The sequence below is a fragment of the Streptomyces profundus genome, assembly GCF_020740535.1.
Lineage (GTDB): Bacteria > Actinomycetota > Actinomycetes > Streptomycetales > Streptomycetaceae > Streptomyces > Streptomyces profundus.
In genome coordinates, this window is sequence record NZ_CP082362.1 from 1,628,419 (window position 1) to 1,648,993 (window position 20,575).

Annotated in this window: 12 protein-coding genes and 2 pseudogenes; 11 read left to right on the forward strand and 3 right to left on the reverse strand. The window is 71.3% G+C overall.

The features are described from left to right. Positions 1-168 precede the first annotated feature (168 nt). The 6 genes and pseudogenes from K4G22_RS06990 to glgB form a co-directional block, all read left to right on the forward strand. Positions 169-2,001 (forward strand): annotated as a pseudogene (locus tag K4G22_RS06990) (rhamnogalacturonan lyase); the annotation flags it as partial. 45 nt (positions 2,002-2,046) lie between these two features. After that, positions 2,047-2,718: pseudogene (locus K4G22_RS06995) on the forward strand (pectate lyase); the annotation flags it as partial. A 435-nt stretch (positions 2,719-3,153) separates the two neighbouring features. Further along, on the forward strand, positions 3,154-5,199 hold the full coding sequence (locus K4G22_RS07000) for an alpha-1,4-glucan--maltose-1-phosphate maltosyltransferase (RefSeq protein ID WP_228078927.1): 2,046 nt from the start codon (positions 3,154-3,156) through the stop codon (positions 5,197-5,199). Further along, positions 5,186-6,889: a maltose alpha-D-glucosyltransferase gene (gene treS / locus K4G22_RS07005; RefSeq protein WP_228078929.1), complete on the forward strand. Its 1,704-nt coding sequence runs from the start codon at positions 5,186-5,188 to the stop codon at positions 6,887-6,889. Before K4G22_RS07000 ends, treS begins: the two co-directional genes overlap by 14 nt. Positions 6,890-7,091: 202 nt before the next feature. Further along, positions 7,092-8,552 (forward strand): maltokinase N-terminal cap-like domain-containing protein, encoded by a 1,461-nt coding sequence (locus K4G22_RS07010; protein WP_228078931.1) that lies wholly within the window; start codon positions 7,092-7,094, stop codon positions 8,550-8,552. Positions 8,553-8,624: 72 nt separating this feature from the next. Beyond that, positions 8,625-10,793, forward strand: coding sequence for a 1,4-alpha-glucan branching enzyme (glgB, locus tag K4G22_RS07015; protein ID WP_228078932.1), 2,169 nt, complete (start codon positions 8,625-8,627; stop codon positions 10,791-10,793). 42 nt (positions 10,794-10,835) lie between these two features. On the opposite strand, the gene K4G22_RS07020 is transcribed toward glgB, so the two are convergent. Then, entirely contained in the window at positions 10,836-12,053 is a 1,218-nt protein-coding gene (locus K4G22_RS07020) for an amidohydrolase (protein ID WP_228078933.1), read from the reverse strand. A 178-nt stretch (positions 12,054-12,231) separates the two neighbouring features. On the opposite strand from K4G22_RS07020, the gene K4G22_RS07025 reads away from it, so the two are divergent. Next, positions 12,232-12,744 (forward strand): Uma2 family endonuclease, encoded by a 513-nt coding sequence (locus tag K4G22_RS07025; protein WP_228083985.1) that lies wholly within the window; start codon positions 12,232-12,234, stop codon positions 12,742-12,744. A 9-nt stretch (positions 12,745-12,753) separates the two neighbouring features. Continuing rightward, entirely contained in the window at positions 12,754-13,683 is a 930-nt protein-coding gene (locus tag K4G22_RS07030) for a serine/threonine dehydratase (protein ID WP_228078934.1), read from the forward strand. A gap of 34 nt (positions 13,684-13,717) precedes the next feature. Here K4G22_RS07030 and K4G22_RS07035 read toward each other — a convergent pair whose 3' ends face one another. Continuing rightward, the gene (locus K4G22_RS07035; protein ID WP_228078935.1) at positions 13,718-14,926 is read right to left on the reverse strand and encodes an RNA-guided endonuclease InsQ/TnpB family protein; all 1,209 of its coding nucleotides are present in this window, start codon (positions 14,924-14,926) and stop codon (positions 13,718-13,720) included. A 25-nt stretch (positions 14,927-14,951) separates the two neighbouring features. On the opposite strand from K4G22_RS07035, the gene tnpA reads away from it, so the two are divergent. Then, positions 14,952-15,368: an IS200/IS605 family transposase gene (gene tnpA / locus K4G22_RS07040; protein WP_228078936.1), complete on the forward strand. Its 417-nt coding sequence runs from the start codon at positions 14,952-14,954 to the stop codon at positions 15,366-15,368. A gap of 597 nt (positions 15,369-15,965) precedes the next feature. Here the strand turns inward: tnpA and K4G22_RS07045 are convergent. Then, positions 15,966-16,991 (reverse strand): ATP-dependent 6-phosphofructokinase, encoded by a 1,026-nt coding sequence (locus K4G22_RS07045; protein ID WP_228078940.1) that lies wholly within the window; start codon positions 16,989-16,991, stop codon positions 15,966-15,968. Positions 16,992-17,230: 239 nt separating this feature from the next. On the opposite strand from K4G22_RS07045, the gene pta reads away from it, so the two are divergent. After that, positions 17,231-19,372 (forward strand): phosphate acetyltransferase, encoded by a 2,142-nt coding sequence (gene pta / locus K4G22_RS07050; RefSeq protein ID WP_228078941.1) that lies wholly within the window; start codon positions 17,231-17,233, stop codon positions 19,370-19,372. Beyond that, positions 19,369-20,571: an acetate kinase gene (locus tag K4G22_RS07055; protein WP_228078942.1), complete on the forward strand. Its 1,203-nt coding sequence runs from the start codon at positions 19,369-19,371 to the stop codon at positions 20,569-20,571. Before pta ends, K4G22_RS07055 begins: the two co-directional genes overlap by 4 nt. Positions 20,572-20,575: the final 4 nt, after the last annotated feature.

The following is a 20,575-nucleotide window of genomic DNA, read 5'->3' on the forward strand; positions in this document are numbered from 1 at the left end:
TCAGCCCGGCGATATCGACCTGAGACGTGGCGCGTAAACCGCCCAAAACGCCCAGGAGGCCGGGTGACGCGGCGAAGATCCCGGGGCGCTCCCGGCAACCTCCGGCGTCTCGGTGACCACCTGGAGGCGTCCATCACGCACCAACTCCCCCACATACGAGGAGACCTCGTGCCTTCCCCTCATCACGCAGCAACCGGCGGGCGCCGAAGGAGGCTGCTGTCCCTCGCCCTCGCGGGCGTCCTGGCGACGGGCGGCCTCACGGCCCTGGCCCAGGCCCAGGAGACGGCGGCCCCACCGGCCGACTCCCCAGCCCAGCGGCGGGCCGGCGGCCTGGACCGGGGCCTGGTCAGCGTCGGGGGCGACCAGGGCAACCTGGTGAGCTGGCGCTCGCTGGCCGCCGATCCGGAAGGGGTGGCCTTCCATCTCTACCGGGACGGCACCCGGATCACCGAGAGCCCGCTGTCCGGCGCCACCAACTACCTGGACGAGGGCGCCCCGGCGGACGCCGACTACTCGTTGGCCACCGTCACGGACGGCGTCGAGACCCTGGACGCGGCCGAGGCGCTGGCGCTGCCCAACGCCCACACCGACATCCCGCTGGACCGGCCGTCGAACAGCCACACGCCCAACGACGGTTCGATCGGCGACCTCGACGGGGACGGCGAGTTGGAGATCGTCGTCAAGTGGGAGCCGGACAACGCCAAGGACAACTCGCAGTCCGGGGTGACCGACAACGTCTATCTGGACGCCTACCGGTTCGACGGCACCCAGCTGTGGCGGATCGACCTGGGCCGCAACATCCGCGCCGGCGCGCACTACACGCAGTTCCAGGTGTACGACTACGACGGCGACGGTTCGGCCGAGGTGGCGGTGAAGACGGCGGACGGCACGGTCGACGGCGCCGGCACCGTGATCGGCGACGCGGGCGCCGACCACCGCAACGGCGACGGCTATGTGCTGGCGGGGCCCGAGTTCCTGACGATCTTCGACGGCGCGACGGGCGCGGCCGTGGACACCGTCGACTACCTGCCGGCGCGCGGCGACACCTGTGACTGGGGCGACTGCTACGGCAACCGGGTGGACCGCTTCCTGGCCGGCACGGCCTATCTGGACGGTTCGGGCCCCTCGTTGATCATGGCGCGCGGCTACTACACCCGGTCCACCGTCGCGGCCTGGGACTTCGACGGCCAGTCGCTGTCCCAGCGCTGGTTCTTCGACAGCGACCAGGCCGGCAACCAGTACGCCGGGCAGGGCTCGCACAGTCTGTCGATCGGCGATGTGGACGGCGACGGGCGGGACGAGGTCGTCTACGGCGCGATGACCCTGGACGACGACGGCAGTCCGCTGTGGACCACCGGCACCGGGCACGGCGACGCCCAGCATCTGGGCGACTTCGACCCGAGCCGACCGGGCCTTGAGTACTACAAGGTCTCCGAGTCCGCCAACCAGCCCAACGCGCTGCTGATCGACCCGGCCGACGGGGAGATCCTCTGGCAGACGTCGTCGGGGACGGACAACGGCCGGGGCGTGGCGGGCGACATCTGGGCGGACAACCCGGGCGCCGAGTTCTGGTCCAGCGCGGACGGATCGCTGCTGAACCTCGCGGGCGAGCCGATCGGCCGCAAGCCGGGCAGCACCAACTTCCTGGTGTGGTGGGACGGTGACGCCACCAGGGAGCTGCTGGACGGCACCCATATCGACAAGTACGGCCCCGACGGTGACCAGCGGCTGCTGACCGCCGACGGCGTCGCGTCCAACAACGGCACCAAGGCCACCCCGGTGCTCTCCGCCGACATCCTGGGCGACTGGCGCGAGGAGGTCGTCTGGCGCACCTCGGACAACAACGCGCTGCGGGTCTACTCGACGGACATCCCGACCGATCTGACGTTCCCAGCGCTGTTGGAGGACCGCCAGTACCGGACGGGTGTGGCCTGGCAGAACACCGCCTACAACCAGCCGCCGCACCCCAGCTTCGCGCTGGACGCGGGGAGCGCGCAGGCGCGGGCGGGCGCGGACGCCGGGGTGAGCGCCGCCGCCTGGCCCGAGCCGGCCGAGGACATCGTGGTCGACGAGACCATCGAGGTGGACGGCGAGTTCGACGGCGGCAACGCGCGCTATGTGCCAGGGCCCGGTCTTGGCGACGGCGGTCAGGGCGAGGACCAACTGCCGGTCTTCGAGGTCTCCGAGGGCGGCACGCTGCGCGATGTGGTGATCGGCTCCCCCGGCGCCGACGGGGTGCACTGCGCGGGCAGCTGCACGCTGGAGCGCGTCTGGTGGGAGGACATCGGCGAGGACGCCGCCACCTTCAGGGGCGGTGACGACTCCCGGTTCACCGTCACGGGCGGCGCGGCACGCGGCGGCGACGACAAGGTGTTCCAGCACAACGGCGGCGGCGAGCTGACCGTCACCGACTTCGTGGCGGAGGACTTCACCACGCTCTACCGCTCCTGCGGCAACTGCTCGACGCAGTACCAGCGCTCGGTGGTGCTGGAGTCGGTCGAGGTGACCGTGCCGGCGAGCCGGCTGGCGGGGATCAACGAGAACTACGGCGACAGCGCCACGCTGCGCGACATCACGGTGATCGGGGACGGGGACCGCGATCTGGTGCCCTGCCAGCGGTACCTCGGCAACGACAGCGGGGACGAGCCCGAGGAGACCGGCAGCGGCCCCGACGGAACGTTCTGCCGGTACGCGGAGTCCGACATCTCCTACGACTGACACGCCCCTTCGGCGTTCGGGGGAATTCGGCGGCAAGCGCTTCCCAGCCGTCTCCCTCAGCCGGCCCCCACCTGCTTCCGGCAGGTGGGGGCCGGTTTTTCCGTGCCGGCTCGGCCAGTCGGGATCGGGAGTGGGTACGGGGTTTCGGCCGCTCTTTGTTCCGGCCGTTATGCCGGCTGATGTATACGACATCAACGGATCTTCGCGAACCGTCCCAGAGTTTCTCCGAGTGGATACGCGGCAGTCACCGGTCACCGGATTGTACGGCCCCATCGGATGGGCAGGATTGGCACACGACACCCCCCACACGAGTGAACGCGCACCGGAGCGGCCATGCCCGAAACCAGTCACTCAGCGGTCCAGCGGATACAAAGGACAACGTCCCCTCACGGCGAGGGAAAAAGCCCGCCCCCGACGCTTCCAGGTGATCCCCACATGATCGGTCGTATCCCTGTCCTTGACGTCCAGCCGCGCGTTGACTGCGGGCGCCGCCCCGTCAAGGCCGTGCCGGGTGAGACCTTCCTGGTCTCCGCGACCGTCTTCCGCGAGGGCCCGGACGCGGTGGGCGCCAACGTCGTGCTGCGCGATCCGGGCGGGCGCGGCGGCCCCTGGGTGCCGATGCGCGAGCTGGCGCCCGGGCTCGACCGGTGGGGCGCCGAGGTCAGCCCGGACCGGGAGGGCCGTTGGACCTACGCGGTCGAGGCCTGGGGCGATCCGGTGACCAGCTGGCGCACCAGGGCCGGCATCAAGGTGCCGGCCGGCGTGGACGTGGAGCTGACCCTGGTGGAGGGCGCCGAGCTGCTGCGGCGGGCGGCCGGCGGGGTGCCCAAGAGCGCCGGCCGGGAGGTGGTGCTCGGCGCCGTGGCCACGCTGCTGGACGCCGAGCTGCCGCCGGCCACCCGGCTCGCCGCGGCGCAGGCGCCCGAGGTGGCCGAGGTGCTGGCGGCGCATCCGCTGCGTGAACTGGTGAGCTCCTCACGTCCGCTGCCGCTGGTGGTGGAGCGGGAGCGGGCGCTCTTCGGCTCCTGGTACGAGATGTTCCCCCGGTCCGAGGGCGCGGTGGTCAGGCGCCATCTGCCGCCCGTCTCCGGCACCCTGCGCACCGCGGCCGAACGGCTGCCCGCCGTCGCCGGGATGGGCTTCGACGTGGTGTACCTGCCGCCGGTGCACCCCATCGGGGCGGCGTTCCGCAAGGGCAGGAACGGCGCGCTCGACGCGCGCTCGGACGATGTCGGCTCGCCCTGGGCCATCGGCTCGGCCGACGGCGGACACGACGCGATCCACCCGGACCTCGGCACCCTGGACGACTTCGACGCGTTCGTGGCCGCCGCGCACGCGCTGGAGTTGGAGGTCGCCCTCGACTTCGCGTTGCAGTGCAGCCCCGACCACCCCTGGGTGAAGTCGCATCCCGAGTGGTTCGCCAGGCGCGGCGACGGCACCATCGCCTTCGCCGAGAATCCGCCGAAGAAGTACCAGGACATCTATCCCATCTCCTTTGAACAGGACTTCCGCGGCCTGGTCACGGAGACGCTGCGTATCCTGCGGTTCTGGATGGCGCACGGGGTGCGGATCTTCCGGGTGGACAATCCCCACACGAAGCCCGTGGTGTTCTGGGAGAAGATCATCACGGAGATCAACAGAACGGATCCGGACGTCATTTTCCTCGCCGAGGCGTTCACCCGCCCCGCGATGATGCACACGCTGGCGCAGATCGGATTCCAGCAGTCGTATACCTATTTCACCTGGCGCAACACCAAGGAGGAGCTGACCGAGTACCTCACGGAACTCTCCGGTCCTGCGGCCTCGTATATGCGCCCCAACTTCTTTGTGAACACGCCGGACATCCTGCACGCCTATCTCCAGAACGGCGGACGCCCCGCGTTCCGGACGCGCGCGGTGCTGGCCGCGACCCTCGCCCCCAGCTGGGGGATGTACGCCGGCTACGAGCTGTGCGAGAACACGCCGGCGGCGCCGGGCAGCGAGGAGTACGCGGACTCGGAGAAGTACCAGCTGCGCCCCCGCGACTGGGCCGGCGCGGAGGCGGCAGGGGAGAGCATCGCCGGGCTGATCTCGTTGCTCAACGCGCTCCGGCGCCGCCACCCCGCCCTGCGCCAGCTTCGCGATCTGCACTTTCACCGCACGAACAACGAGCACATCCTGGCCTACTCCAAGCGGACGCGGACACCTCAGGCCGACTGCGTGCTGATCGTGGTCAACCTCGATCCACACCACACCCACGAAGCAACGGTCTCGTTGGATATGGAGCAACTCCAAGGGTGCGGCCTCACGCCCGCGCAGGAAGGCGGCGCCGAGCCCTTCCCGGTGTGCGACCAGCTCACCGGGACGACCTACTACTGGGGCAGGGACAACTATGTGCGGCTTGAGCCGGGCCGTGCGGATGCGTACGCCTCGTCAGCGCACATCTTGGCCCTGCGACCGTCCTCACAGACCGGAGGGTCACCCAACCATGAGCGTCAATGAGCCGGTCCTCGACACCTTCGAGGACACGCCCGCCCGCGACCGTGATCCCGAGTGGTTCAAGCGCGCGGTCTTCTACGAGGTCCTCGTCCGCTCCTTCCAGGACAGCAACGGCGACGGCATCGGTGATCTGAAGGGGATCACCGCCAGGCTGGACTATCTGCAGTGGCTGGGTGTGGACTGCCTGTGGCTGCCGCCCTTCTTCAAGTCCCCGCTGCGCGACGGCGGGTACGACGTCTCCGACTACACGGACGTCCTCCCGGAGTTCGGCGATCTCGCCGACTTCGTCGAGTTCGTGGACGCGGCGCACCAGCGGGGCATCCGGGTCATCATCGACATGGTGATGAACCACACCAGCGACCAGCACCGCTGGTTCCAGGAGTCCCGCAGGGACCCGGAGGGCCCCTACGGCGACTACTACGTCTGGGCCGACGACGACAAGGGGTACGCGGACGCGCGGATCATCTTCGTCGACACCGAGTCGTCGAACTGGGCCTTCGACCCGGTCCGCAAGCAGTACTACTTCCACCGCTTCTTCTCCCACCAGCCGGATCTCAACTACGAGAGCCCGGCGGTCCAGGAGGAGATGATCTCCGCGCTGAGGTTCTGGCTGGACCTGGGCATCGACGGGTTCCGACTGGACGCGGTGCCCTACCTCTACGCCGAGGAGGGCACCAACTGCGAAAACCTTCCTGCCAGTCACGGCTTCCTCAAGCGGGTGCGGGCCGAGATCGACGCCCACTACCCCGACACGGTGCTGCTGGCCGAGGCCAACCAGTGGCCCGAGGACGTCGTCGACTACTTCGGTGACTACGACAAGGGCGGGGACGAGTGCCATATGGCGTTCCACTTCCCCGTGATGCCGCGCATCTTCATGGCGGTGCGCCGCGAGTCGCGTTACCCGGTCTCGGAGATCCTGGCCAAGACCCCGCAGATCCCCGCCGGCTGCCAGTGGGGGATCTTCCTGCGCAACCACGACGAGCTGACCCTGGAGATGGTCACCGACGAGGAGCGCGACTACATGTACGCGGAGTACGCCAAGGATCCGCGGATGCGCGCCAACATCGGCATCCGCCGGCGGCTGGCGTCGCTGCTCGACAACGACCGCAACCAGATCGAGCTGTTCACCGCGCTGCTGCTGTCGCTGCCCGGATCGCCGATCCTCTACTACGGGGACGAGATCGGGATGGGCGACAACATCTGGCTCGGCGACCGGGACGCCGTGCGCACCCCGATGCAGTGGACGCCGGACCGCAACGCGGGCTTCTCCTCCTGCGATCCCGGCCGGCTCTTCCTGCCGACCATCATGGACCCGGTCTACGGGTACCAGGTCACCAACGTGGAGGCGGCGATGAGCAGCCCCGCCTCGCTGCTGCACTGGACCCGGCGGATGGTGGAGATCCGCAAGCAGAACTCCGCCTTCGGCCTGGGCAGCTACACCGAACTGCCCTCGTCCAACCCGGCCGTGCTCGCCTATCTCCGCGAACACGGCGACGACCTGGTGATGTGCGTCAACAACTTCTCCAGGTTCTCCCAGCCCACCGAGCTGGACCTGCGGCCCTGGACGGGTCGTGTGCCGGTGGAGTTGATCGGCGGGGTGCGCTTCCCACCCGTCGGCGAACTCCCGTATCTGCTGACCCTCGCCGGTCACGGTTTCTACTGGTTTCGGCTGCGTGAAGGTTCTGAGACATAAGGCGTAGAAGGGCGCCTTCCCGGCTTACCCCCAGTTCGCTGGGGGAAGCCTCCCCCTGGCAGGGCATTGGCCAGGGCCTATCTCCGCGTTACGGGCCTCACCCGCACGGCCGTTCCTGCACGACACGTCCCGCACCACCAGGCAACCCACGCCTCCATCCGGGACACTTCGTGACATATCTCGCGCCCGGGGAAAGGACGTCATGTCGGATAGCTCCGCGCCCCGGGCTGCCCCGGCCGAGATCCCCCAGCTCGCCACGGGGCAGGGCAGTGCCCTGCTGCGGTCGCTGACCGGGCTGCTCGCCAACTGGCTGCCGGAACAACGCTGGTTCGCCGGCAAGGGCCGTCCGCTGGGCGAGCTGACCCTGATCTCGGCGACCGAGATCCTCCCCTGCGGCCCGGCCGGCACCGCCCCCGGGCTGCTGCACCTCATCGTGCGCGCCGGCGCCGGCGCCAGCCGCACCAGCGGGCCCCGAGCCGCCGAAGGCGACTGCTACCAACTGCTGCTCGGGGTTCGCCAGGCGCTGCCCGACGCGCTGGCGCCGGCCCTGGTCGGCCGCGCGAAGGAGGGGCCGCTGCGCGGACGCGCCATCTACGAGGCGCTGCACGACCCCAGGTTGGCCGGGCTGCTGCTGGAGCGGCTGCGCACCCCGGGCCGGCTCGGCACCCTCTCCTTCGGCCGCGCGCCGGGCACCACCATCCCCACCGGGCTGACCGCCCGGGTCCTCACCGGCGAACAGACCAACTCGTCGGTGGTCTTCGGCGAGGCCCATATCCTCAAGCTGTTCCGCCGGGTCAGCCCCGGCGTCAACCCGGACCTCGAACTGCCGCTCGCGCTGGCCCAGGCGGGCTGCGCCCGAGTGCCGGCGCCCGCCGCCTGGTTCGAGGCCAGCTGGCCGGGCGCCGTCGCCGAACCGCTCACCCTCGGCGTGCTCCAGCCGTTCCTGGCCGGCTCCACGGACGGCTGGCAGCTCGCCCAGCTCTCCCTGGAGACCGGCGGCGACTTCACCGCCTCGGCCCACGCCCTCGGCATGGCCACCGCCGAGGTGCACGCGGCCCTGGCCGCCGCGCTGCCCACGGAACGGCTGACCGGACGCCAACTGGAGCAGACCGCCAGGGCGATGATGGAACGGCTCAACGAGGCGGTCGACGTCGTCTCCGCGCTGCGCCCCTACCGCGACGGTCTGCGCCGCGCCTATGTCGCGCTGGCCGACCACGCGGCGCGCGGCGGCGCGGCGCTGGCGCAGCGGCTGCACGGGGACCTCCATCTGGGTCAGGTGCTGACCGTCGCCGAGGCCGGCGGCGACGCGCACTGGACGGTGATCGACTTCGAGGGCGAGCCGGCCAGGCCGCTGGCCGACCGCAGACAACCGGGCCCACCGGTGCGGGACATCGCCGGCATGCTGCGCTCCTTCGACTACGCGGCCTGCCAGCACCGGGTGCGCGGCAACCGGGGCGCGGCCGAGTGGTCACGCGCCAACCGGGCCGCCTACTGCGCCGGCTACGCGGCGGCCAGGGGCGACGACCCCAGGGCCGAGCGGGAGCTGCTGCTCGCCTACGAGACGGACAAGGCGATCTACGAGGTCCTCTACGAGGCCAGGCACCGCCCCTCCTGGCTGCCGGTCCCGATGATGGCGATCCGCCGCCTGGCCACCGCCGGCTGACCTCGCCCGTCCGTTTCCATCCCCCGTTTCCAGCCCCCGCTTCGTCCCGCCGCCCGAAGGAGACCCGCCCCCGTGAACCTGTCGGCCGAGGACCGCGCCCTGTTGCTCGAAGGGGCGCACTACGATCCGCACACGCTGCTAGGGGCGCACGCCGTCCCGAAGGGCACGCTGTTCCGTGCGCTGCGCCCGTTCGCGCGCCGGGTCCTGGTGCGGCGCCCCGGAATGGCGGACGCGGCCCTCAGGGATCTGGGCGACGGTCTCTTCGGCGCGGTGCTGCCAGGCCCGCCGCCAGCCGAGTACCGGCTGGTGGTGGCGTACGCGGACGGCGGCCGACAGGTGGTGGGCGACCCCTACGGCTTCCTGCCCTCGCTGGGCGAGCTCGATCTGCACCTGATCGCCGAGGGCCGGCACGAGCGGCTCTGGGAGGCGCTGGGCGCCCGCCCGTTGACCCACCAGGGCGTCGACGGCACCCGGTTCACCGTCTGGGCCCCGAACGCCAGGGGCGTGCGGGTCACCGGGGACTTCACCCACTGGGACGGCACCGCGCTGCCGATGCGCTCGCTCGGCTCAAGCGGCGTCTGGGAGCTCTTCGTGCCGGGCGTGGGCGCCGGGGCGGTCTACAAGTACGACGTGCTGGGCGCGGACGGCGCGCACTCCCTGCGCGCGGACCCGATGGCGCTGCGCACCGAATGCCCCCCGGCCAACGCCTCCGTGGTCCACCTCAGCGACTACGTCTGGGAGGACGCCGCCTGGCTGGCGTCCCGCGCCGACCGGCCCGCGCACGCGGCGCCACTCTCCGTCTACGAGCTGCACCCCGCGTCCTGGCGCCCCGGGCTCGGCTACCGCGAGCTGGCCGATCGGCTCCCGGCCTACGTCGCCGACCTGGGGTTCACCCATGTCGAGCTGATGCCACCGGCCGAGCACCCGTTCGGCGGCTCCTGGGGCTACCAGGTCACCGGCTACTACGCGCCGACCGCCAGGCTGGGCGGCCCCGACGACTTCAAGCTCCTGGTGGACGCCCTGCACCGGGCCGGGATCGGGGTGCTGATCGACTGGGTGCCGGCGCACTTCCCCAAGGACCCCTGGGCGCTGGCCCGCTTCGACGGCACCCCCTGCTACGAGCACCCCGACCCGCGCCGCGCCGAGCATCCCGACTGGGGCACCCTGGAGTTCGACTACGGCCGCCCCGAGGTGCGGAACTTCCTGGTGGCCAACGCGGTCTACTGGTGCGAGGAGTACCACGTGGACGGGCTGCGGGTGGACGCGGTGGCGTCCATGCTCTATCTGGACTACTCCCGCCCCGACGGCGGCTGGCTGCCCAACGCGCACGGCGGCCGGGAGAACCTCGACGCCGTGGCGTTCCTCCAGGAGATGAACGCCACGGTCTACCGCCGCTGCCCCGGCGTGCTCACCGTCGCCGAGGAGTCGACGGCCTGGGACGGCGTCACCCGCGCCACGGAGCACGGCGGGCTCGGCTTCGGCTTCAAGTGGAACATGGGCTGGATGCACGACACCCTGCTCTACCTGTCCAAGGACCCGGTGCACCGGCCCTGGCACCACCACCAGATGACCTTCGCCATGGCCTACGCCTACTCGGAGAACTACGTGCTGCCCATCTCCCACGACGAGGTGGTGCACGGCAAGGGCGCGCTGGTCTCCAAGATGCCGGGCGACTGGTGGCGCAGACGCGCCGACCTGCGCGCCTACCTGGGCTTCATGTGGTCCCACCCCGGCAAGCAACTGCTGTTCATGGGCCAGGAGTTCGCCCAGGGCGCGGAGTGGTCGGAGACCGAGGGCCCGCAGTGGTGGGTGCTCGCCGACGACTATGTGGCGGCCGGCGACCACCGGGGCGTGCGGGATCTGGTGCGCGAGCTGAACCTGCGCTACCGCGCACACCCCGCGCTCTGGGAACGGGACACCGTGCCCGACGGCTTCGCCTGGGTGGTGGCGGACGCCGCCTCGGACAACGTCCTGGCCTTCCTCCGCTTCGCCGCCGACGGCACCCCGCTGCTGGCGATCTGCAACTTCTCCCCGGTGGTCCGCCGCGCCTACCGGCTCGGGGTGCCGGCCGTGGTCAACGTCTGGCGGGAGACGCTCAACACGGACGAGGCGCGGTTCGGCGGCGGCGGCGTCGGCAACCCCGAACCGCTCAAGACCGAGTCGACGCCCAGCCACGGGCATCGGGCGAGCATCACCCCCACCCTGCCGCCGCTGGCCACGCTCTGGCTCACCCCGGCCTGACCCGCTGATGCCGTGCGCTCCACGGCACCAGCGGACCACACGTCAGCGGGCCTCGCGGTAGAAGGCGTCCAGCACCTCGCCCCGCCCCGTCCCGGTGTCGTAGCTGTACACCTCGCGGCCCTCGACAAAGACCGTGAGCGCCCGGCTCATCACGTCCAGCGGATCGCCCGACCAGATCACCACATCCCCGTCGAGCCCGGGGCGGAGCGCGCCGACCCGGTCGTCGAGGCCGAGGATCTCGGCCGGGTTGGTGGTGATGGTGGCCAACGCCCGGTCCCGGTCCAGACCCTCCTTGACGCTCAGCGTGACCTGGTGCACCAGGAAGTTGATCGGCACCACCGGATGGTCCGTGGTGATCGCCACCTTCACTCCCGCCCGGTCCAGGATGCCGGGGTTGGCCAACGTCCGCTCCCTCAACTCCACCTTGCTGCGGGTGGTGAAGAGCGGCCCGGTGATCACCGGGATGTCCCGGCGGGCGATGTCGTCGGCCAACAGATGGCCCTCGGTGGCGTGGTTGATCACCAGCCGGTAGCCGAACTCGTCGGCCAGCCGCATCGCGGTGGCGATATCGTCCGCGCGGTGGCTGTGCTGGCACCACGGCAGCGAACCGTCCAGCACCCGCAGCAGCGTCTCCGACGTCAGATCCCGCTCGAAGGGCTTGCCCTCCTCCTCGGCGTGCGCCTTCCGCGCCCGGTAGTCCTGCGCCTGGGTGAAGGCGTCCCTGATCACGGCGGCGACGCCCTGCCGGGTCGAGGGCAGTGTCTTCTTGTCGCCATAGACCCGCTTGGGGTTCTCCCCCAACGCGCTCTTCACACTGACGGGTTGACGGACGAGCATGTCGTCGACGGTGCGGCCCCAGCACTTGACGGCCACCGTCTGGCCGCCGATCGGATTCCCCGAGCCCGGCTTGATCACCGCGCTGGTGACGCCGCCGGCCAGCGCGTCGCCGAAGCCGACGTCCGCAGGGTTGATGGCGTCAAGGGCCCGCATCCTGGCCCCGTTGGGGTCGGTCATCTCGTTGGTGTCGTTGCCGGCCCACCCCTCCCCCTCCTCGTGCACCCCGATATGCCCGTGCGCCTCGACGAACCCCGGCAGCACCCACCGGCCGGCCGCGTCGACGGTCCGCACCCCGTCGGGCACCTCCACCTCCGCGTCCGGACCCACGGCGGCGATCCTGCCGTCCACCACCAACACCGTGCCCCCGTCGATGGGAGCGCCGTCCACCGGCACCACATAGCCGGACCTGATCGCGATATCCATGGTGCGTGAACCTATCCCACCCCCGGCGCGCGCCCCCGGGCGCACACCAGTTGAGCTGGCAGAATCGATTCTGGCGCCAACGACCGCTTCTAGGATCGGGGTAGGGCCCATGGCCGAGAGTGCGAAGAGGAAGAACAGCATGACCCTGCTGGATCTTGCCGAAACCGTGTACCAGACCATGCCCGGCTACCGCCCGGAGGTCGTTGGAGGAAGACTCGTAGTGAACCCGCCCGCAGATTTCGGACACGCCAAAGCGCTGACCCAACTCACCCTTGCCCTGGGCGTGTTGGAGGGTGAGCAGGTCAGTGTGGTGCAGAGGGTCGGCCTCTGGCTGCCGTCCGACGACGACTATGTGGTGCCCGATCTCGCCGTGGTCGACGTGGACGTGCAGGAACATCTGATCGCCTTCAACTGCTACGCCCCGCACGTCTTCCGCCTGGTCGTGGAGATCACTTCGAGCAACCACAGCAGCGATGTCGTGGACAAACCGCTCGCCTACGCGCAGGCCGGCGTCCCCGTCTATCTCATCGGTGACCGGCGGCACCGGCGGGTCAGCCTGCTGACCGAGCCGCGCGACGGGGAGTACCGCACGCGGTCCACCTACCTGCCGGGCGAGACCTTCGTGCTGCCGGAGTCCGTCGGCGCCAAGGTCGAGTTGGCCGCGGACATCCTGCTGGGACCGCCCGCCTAAAGTGGCGGGATGTTCGGATATGACGAGGTGCGGGCGGCGGCCGGGCGGATCGGCGGGCGGGTGCGTCCCGTGGTGTTGGCGCCCGGCGGTGAACGGCTGTGGTTCGCGCTGGAGTTCCTCCAGCACACCGGCTCGTTCAAGGCGCGGGGCGCGCTGAACTTCACCGCGGCCCAGCGGGCGGCCGGGCGGCTGCCGGCCGCCGGCATCGCGATCGCCTCCGGCGGCAACGCCGGCCTCGCCGCCGCGTGGGCCGCGGGGCGGCAGGGCGTGCGGGCCACGGTGTTCGTGCCGACCACGGCGCCCCCCGTGAAGGTGGCCCGGCTGCGGGCGCTGGGCGCCGAGGTGCGGCAGGTCGGCGCGGAGTACGCGGAGGCCGCCGAAGCGTGCGCCGCGTTTGTCGCGGAGAGCGGCGCGGCGGCCTCGCACGCCTACGACCATCCGCTGATCGCCGCCGGCGCCGGCACCCTGGTCGACGAGATCCTCGCCGCGCGCCCGACGATCACCACCGTCGTGGTCTCGGTGGGCGGCGGCGGGCTGCTGGCCGGCGTGGCCACCGCCGCCGAGGCGCGCGGCCTGCGCGTGGTGGCGGTCGAGCCGGAGGGCAGCCGCGCGCTGCACGCGGCGCTGACGGCAGGGGAGCCGGTCGACGTGCCGGTCTCGTCGGTCGCCGCCGACTCCCTCGGCGCCCGCCGGGTCTCGGCGGACGCGCTGCGCGCGGCCAGGCAGCCGCAGGTGCACTCGGTGCTGGTGTCGGACGACGCCATCGTCGCCGCTCGCGGCCGGCTCTGGCACGAGCACCGCCTCGCGGTGGAACACGCCGCCGCCACCGCCCTCGCGGGCACCCCCGCCCCCACCCCGGCCGAGGAGACCTGCGTCATCCTCTGCGGCGCCAACACCGACCCCACGGACCTGACACCCCCGGGAACGGGAACGGCTTGACTTCCTCGCTGCCCTGAGGGGCGGTGATTCCCGCCTACCGCGCCGTCAGAGGCTGTGGTGTCGGGTGGGTTCCTGCTTCGCTGCGCGGTGCCGGGACGGGTCCCGGTCTTACCTGCGCTCCACAGGCTGTCACGGCCAGTCCGGCCGCCTTGGCGACGTTGACCGCCGCGTTGATGTCCCGGTCCAGGACAGCCCCGCACGCTCCACACGTCCACACGCGGACGTGCAGCGGCTTTGGACCGTCCTTCACGCCGCACCGCGAGCACACCTGAGATGTGGGCTCGAAGCGGCCGATCTTCACGAAGGTGCGCCCGTACCGTGCGGCCTTGTACTCCAGCATGTTCACGAACGCCGACCATCCGGCGTCGTGGACGGACTTGGCCAGGCGCGTGCGGGCGAGTCCCTTCACCGCCAGGTCCTCCACGGCGACCGCTTGGTTCTCGCGGATCAGCTTCGTGGAGAGCTGGTGGTGGAACTCGCGGCGCGCGTCGGCCACCTTCGCGTGAGCGCGGGCGACCTTCAGCCGGGCCTTGTTCCGGTTGCTGGAGCCCTTCTCCTTGCGGGAGAGGTTCCGCTGTGCCTTCTTCAGGCGCTTTTCGGCCCGGCGCAGGAAGCGCGGGCTGTCGACCTTCGTCCCGTCGGAGAGGACCGCGAAGTGCCCGAGCCCGAGATCGATGCCCAGCTCGGGCACGACCTCGGGAAGGACTTCCTGCGGACCGGTCTCCACGACGAAGCTCGCGAAGTACCCGCACGCGCTGTCCTTGACCACCGTCACCGTCGAGGGCACGGAGGGCAGCGTCCGCGACCACTTCACCTTGACGTCGCCGATCTTCGGCAGGCGCAGCTTCCCGCCGGTCGTGATCGACCAGCGGGCGTTCGCGGTGAACCGGACCGAATGTCGCGTGTCCTTGCGGGACTTGTACCGGGGTGCGCCCATGCGCGGGCGCTTGCCCGCCAGCCCGTCGAGGAAGTTCCGGTACGCGGTGTCCAGGTCGCGGAGGGACTGCTGGAGGACGACCGCCGACACGTCGCTGAGCCAGGCCCGTTCCGGGGTGTTCTTGGCCTCGGTGATCAGCGACTTCGACAGGTCACCGGTCTTCGGGAACGGCATGCCTTCGCTGCGGGCGGTCTTGCGAGCGCGGAGCGCGTCGTTGTAGACCACCCGCGCGCACCCGAACGCCCTCGCTAACGCGCTGCGCTGACCGGTGCTCGGGTACAGGCGGAAGCTGTACCGAAGCTGCATGGGGATCATGATACACAGTTGGTTTATGGGTATCGATGAGAACATTCGAACAGGTCGTCACTGTGTCTTCCGCATGCATGTCCACTTGGTTTTCGTGACGAAGTACCGGCACTCCGTCTTCGCCGACCGACACCTGACGCGGTGTGAGGAGATCATGCGCGCCGTGTGCGAGGACTTCGAGGCCGAGCTGGTCGAGTTCAACGGCGAGGCCAACCACGTCCACCTCCTCGTGAACTTCCCGCCCAAGGTCGCCGTGTCCAGGCTGGTGAACTCCCTCAAAGGCGTGTCCTCGCGCCGCCTCCGCCAGGAGTTCCCCGACCTCGTGCGCCACTACTGGCGAGCACAACGACTCTGGTCCGGCTCGTACTTCGCCGGTTCCGTCGGCGGCGCACCGCTCAGCATCGTGAAGCAGTACATCGAGCAGCAGAACCGGCCGCTCTGACCTGGGCTGAGGTGAACAGTGCGGATCCATACACACAGCCGAGGTCAGAGCAGCTCTCAGATTCGCTTCAGCACCGGGCTGAAGCCCGGTGCACTGCGAATAGTCCCGGTGGCCGCGCCCCTGGACGCGACGGCCGACGGGCCCGGCCATGGCCGGCGGTCACCTGGCGAAGGCTCGACATGTCCCGGCGCAGCGGGGTCGGACCAGGAGCCTCCAACAGGACACCGGCCACGGCGGGCACGCGGCCACCCGACCGTTGCCGAGTCGGCCCTCCACCGGCCACCCGGCCGTGGGGGGGGGGGCGGGCGACGAACGCCCCGACACGGCGCAACCACCGCCGGCAGGCGCGCGACGACGCCAACGCCCCGTCACACTCCGCACCACCACACCGGGCCGGCCCCGCCCGACGGGCCCGGCGTAGCCGGCCACCGGCCGCCCGGCCGGCGGGGCGGGCGAGTTGGGGGCCGGCGCGCCCACGGGGTCGCCGCCCGCCCAGCCGAGCCAGCGTCAGCCCCCACCGTCCACCCGAACCGCCGGCCGGCGAACGGCCCCGCCGTGCCGAGCACGGCGGGGCCGGCGCGCGGCCAGGACCGTTCGTCAGAACACCGCTTCGGTCTCGTCCATCCGGTTCTGCGGGACCCGCTTCAGCTCGGCGGTGGCCTCGGCGAGGGGGGTCATCACGATGTCGGTGCCGCGCAGCGCCGTCATCTTGCCGAACTCGCCCCGGTGGGCGGCCTCCACGGCATGCCAGCCGAAGCGGGTGGCGAGCACCCGGTCGTACGCGGTGGGGGTGCCGCCGCGTTGGATATGGCCGAGGATCACCGGGCGGGCCTCCTTGCCGAGGCGCTGCTCCAGCTCGCTGGCCAGCCGGTTGCCGATGCCGATGAACCGCTCGTGGCCGTAGGGGTCGATCTCGCCGCGCCCGTACGGCATGGAGCCGTCGGCCGGGCGGGCGCCCTCGGCGACGCAGATCACCGCGAACTTCTTGCCGCGCTCGAAGCGGCCCTCGATCATCTTGCACATGTCGTCGACCTGGAACGGCCGCTCCGGCACACAGATGCCGTGCGCCCCGCCGGCCATGCCGGCCTCCAGCGCGATCCAGCCCGCGTGTCGGCCCATGACCTCGACGACCATGACCCGCTGGTGGGACTCGGCGGTGGTCTTGAGCCGGTCGATGGCCTCGGTGGCCACGCCGACGGCCGTGTCGAAGCCGAACGTGCGGTCGGTGGCGGAGATGTCGTTGTCGATGGTCTTGGGGACGCCGACCACGGGGATGCCGGCCTCGGCCAGCATCTTGGCGGCGGTGAGGGTGCCCTCGCCGCCGATGGGGATCAGCGCGTCCAGGCTCAGCTTGTGCCGGAACGCCTCCGCGTTGTCGCACGCCTCGCGCAGCCGCGCGCGTTCCAGGCGGCTTGACCCGAGGATGGTGCCGCCCCGGGCCAGGATGCCGCTGACCTCGTTGATGTCGAGTTGGCGGTAACGGCCTTCGAGGAGGCCCTTGAAGCCGTCCTCGAACCCGATCACCTCGTCTTGGCGATCCACCACGGCACGGTGCACAACCGACCGGATCACCGCGTTGAGACCGGGGCAGTCACCGCCCGCAGTGAGAACTCCGATGCGCATTTGGACCGCTCTCCTCGCTTGGCGCTGGATGGGGGTGGGGTGAGGGTGACCGGCCTCGCCTTCGGGGCCGACGGGATTGTTTCACGAGAGGCTGGCTGCCGACCAATAGCGGACACCCCGGGCCGACACCGCGCACGGCCCGCCCGTACGGCGCGCGCAGGCCGGCGCGCGCCCCCGTTCGGCCTCGGGTTACGGTCGGGACGGGGGCGGCGAGTGCGGGAGAGGACGAAGGGGGCACGGTGACCAGCAGCGTGTATGTGACCGGCATCGGACGGGGTGACGGCCGCCAGCTGGTGGAGCTGGGGGTGATGGAGCTGCTGACCCGGAAGGTGGACCGGGTCGGGGTGTTCCGGCCGCTGGCCCACGAGGGCCGGACGGACCAGGTGGTCGAGCTGCTGCGCGCGCGGTACCGGTTGGCGCAGTCGGCGGCCGAGACGCGCGGCATGGGCTACCAGGAGGCGTCGGCGCTGCTCGCCGAGCGTGGGATGGACGAGCTGGTGGCCCGGCTGGTGCGGCACTACCACCGGGTGGCCGCGGAGTACGAGGTGGTGCTGGTCCTCGGCAGCGACTACGCGGACACCCAGCTGCCGGCGGAGCTGACGCTCAACGCCCGGCTGGCCAACGAGTTCGGCGCGCCCGTGCTGCCGGTGGTGGCCGGGGTGGGGCAGGAAGCGGACGCCATCGCCGCCGAGGTGCGCAACGCGCACAACGCGTTCACCGCGTTGGGCTGCGATGTGCTGGCCATGATCGCCAACCGGGTGCCGGGGCGGGAGGCGCCGGCGGTGGCGGAGGCGCTGGGCGGGCATCTGCCGGTGCCCGTGTACGTGCTGCCCGAGGACGCGGCGCTGGCCGCGCCGACGGTCGCGCAGGTGCGGGCGGCGCTGGGCGCCGACGTGGTGTTGGGCGACCACGCGGGTCTGGCGCGGGATGTGCGGGACTACGTCTTCGGCGGGGCCACGCTGCCGACGTTCCTGCGGGCGCTGACCGACGGATGTCTGGTGATCACCCCGGGCGACCGCGCGGATCTGCTGGTGGGCGCGCTGGCGGCGCACTCGGCCGGTTCGCCGCCGATCGCCGGGGTGCTGTTGACGCTGGGCGAGCAGCCGGACGGGGAGACGATGGCGCTGGCCGCGCGGCTCTCCCCCGGCACGCCGGTGCTCTCCGTCGGCGCTGGTTCGTTCGGCACGGCCGCCGAGCTGTCGGGGCTTGAGGGCCAGCTGACGGCGGTGACGCCGCGCAAGGCCGAGTTGGCGCTCGGCCTCTTCGAGGACCATGTGGACACCTCGGCGCTGACGGAGCGGCTCTCGGTGGCGCGCGGGGACCGGGTGACGCCGATGATGTTCGAGCACGAGCTGATCGAGCGGGCCAGGAGCGACCGCCGGCACGTGGTGTTGCCCGAGGGCACCGACGAGCGGGTGCTGCGGGCGGCCGAGGTGCTGCTGCGGCGCGGGGTCTGCGATCTGACGCTGCTGGGCGAGGAGTCGGTCGTACGTCGTCGGGCGGCCGAACTCGGTCTGGATCTCAGCCTGTTGGGCGCGGACGAGCCGACGGGGCGACCGGGTCCCGTGGCCCGGGTGGTGGATCCGGTCAGCTCGCCGCTGCGTGAACGGTTCGCCGAGATCTACGCCCGGCTGCGGGCGCACCGGGGCGTCAGCGAGGAGCTGGCCTACGACGTGGTGTCCGATGTGTCGTACTTCGGAACGCTGATGGTGCGCGAGGGCCTGGCGGACGGGATGGTCTCCGGCGCGGCGCACTCCACGGCGGCCACGATCCGGCCGGCGTTCGAGGTGATCCGCACCAAGCCGAACGCGTCGATCGTCTCCTCGGTGTTCTTCATGTGCCTGGCGGACCGGGTGCTGGTGTACGGGGACTGCGCGGTCAACCCGGATCCCGACGCCGCCCAGTTGGCGGATATCGCGATCCAGTCGGCGCACACGGCGGCCGAGTTCGGGGTGACGCCCCGGGTGGCGATGCTCTCCTACTCGACGGGCACTTCCGGCTCGGGTTCCGGCGTCGACAAGGTGCGGCAGGCGACGGAGCTGGTCCGGGCAGCGCGTCCTGACCTGCTGGTGGAGGGGCCGATCCAGTACGACGCGGCCGTCGAGCCCTCGGTCGCCGCGACCAAGCTGCCGGGTTCCGAGGTGGCCGGGCAGGCGACCGTCCTGATCTTCCCCGACCTGAACACCGGCAACAACACCTACAAGGCGGTGCAGCGCTCCGCCGGCGCGGTGGCCGTGGGCCCCGTGTTGCAGGGGCTGCGCAAGCCGGTGAACGACCTGTCCAGGGGCGCGCTGGTGCAGGACATCGTCAACACGGTGGCGATCACGGCCGTCCAGGCCCAGGAGACCGCCGCCCTCACCCGAAAGGACACCTCGGCGTGAAAGCCCGTTTGGTGCTGGTGCTCAACTCCGGTTCCTCGTCGTTGAAGTACCAGCTGCTGGACATGGCGGACGAGCGGCGGCTGGCCGTCGGCCTGGTCGAGCGGATCGGGGAGCGCGGGTCGGGGCGGCTGACGCACACCCCGGCCGACGGGGAGCGCAGGGAGCGCGAGCTGCCGGTGCCCGACCACGCGGCGGCGCTGCGCGCGGCGGCCGACGAGCTGGCCGCCGACGGCCGGGGCCTCGACTCGCCCGAGCTGGCCGCCGTCGGCCACCGGGTGGTGCACGGCGGGCGGCGGTTCACCGCGCCGACGGTGGTGGACGACGCGGTGCTGGCCGAGATCGAACGGCTGGTGCCGCTGGCCCCGTTGCACAACCCGGCGAACCTGGCGGGCATCAGGACCGCGCGGGCGCTCAACCCCGAGCTGCCGCAGGTCGCCGTCTTCGACACGGCGTTCCACACCACCATCCCCGACCACGCGGCGTGTTACGCGATCGACGCCGACACGGCCGCTGAGCACCGGATCCGGCGCTATGGCTTCCATGGCACCTCGCACGCCTTCGTCTCCCGGCGCACGGCCGAGCTGCTGGGCCGGGAGCCGGCCGAGGTCAATGTGATCACGCTGCACCTGGGCAACGGTGCCTCCGCCTCGGCGGTCGCCGGCGGGCGGTGCGTGGACACCTCGATGGGGCTCACCCCGTTGGAGGGCCTGGTGATGGGCACCAGGTCGGGGGATGTGGACCCGGCCGTGGTGTTCCATCTGTCGCGGGTGGCGGGGATGTCGGTGGGCGAGATCGACGAGCTGCTCAACTCCCGTTCCGGGCTGCTGGGTCTGTGCGGCGACAACGACATGCGGGAGGTGGTCCGCAGGATGGACGACGGCGATCCCCGGGCGAGGCTGGCGTTCGACGTCTACATCCACCGGCTGCGTTCGTATATCGGCGCCTACTTCGCCGTGCTCGGCCGGGTGGACGCGGTGGCGTTCACCGCCGGCGTCGGGGAGAACGCCACGCGGGTGCGAACGGCCGCCGTCAGCGGCCTGGACGGGTGGGGGCTCGCCGTCGACGAACGGCTGAACACCGCGTCGGCCCAGGGCCCTCGGATCATCTCCCCGGAGTACGCTCGATGCGTGGTCGCCGTGGTGCCCACGGACGAGGAACTGGAGATCGCCACCCAGGCATTCGCCCTGGTCAGCAACTGACCTG

Coding starts and splice junctions, on each gene's coding strand:
- K4G22_RS07020 (WP_228078933.1), bottom strand. CDS start 12,053: ATGGATATCGCGATCAGGTCCGGCTATGTGGTGCCGGTGGACGGCGCT.
- K4G22_RS07030 (WP_228078934.1), top strand. CDS start 12,754: ATGTTCGGATATGACGAGGTGCGGGCGGCGGCCGGGCGGATCGGCGGG.
- tnpA (WP_228078936.1), top strand. CDS start 14,952: ATGGGTATCGATGAGAACATTCGAACAGGTCGTCACTGTGTCTTCCGC.
- K4G22_RS07000 (WP_228078927.1), top strand. CDS start 3,154: ATGATCGGTCGTATCCCTGTCCTTGACGTCCAGCCGCGCGTTGACTGC.
- treS (WP_228078929.1), top strand. CDS start 5,186: ATGAGCGTCAATGAGCCGGTCCTCGACACCTTCGAGGACACGCCCGCC.
- K4G22_RS07045 (WP_228078940.1), bottom strand. CDS start 16,991: ATGCGCATCGGAGTTCTCACTGCGGGCGGTGACTGCCCCGGTCTCAAC.
- K4G22_RS07025 (WP_228083985.1), top strand. CDS start 12,232: ATGCCCGGCTACCGCCCGGAGGTCGTTGGAGGAAGACTCGTAGTGAAC.
- K4G22_RS07010 (WP_228078931.1), top strand. CDS start 7,092: ATGTCGGATAGCTCCGCGCCCCGGGCTGCCCCGGCCGAGATCCCCCAG.
- K4G22_RS07035 (WP_228078935.1), bottom strand. CDS start 14,926: ATGCAGCTTCGGTACAGCTTCCGCCTGTACCCGAGCACCGGTCAGCGC.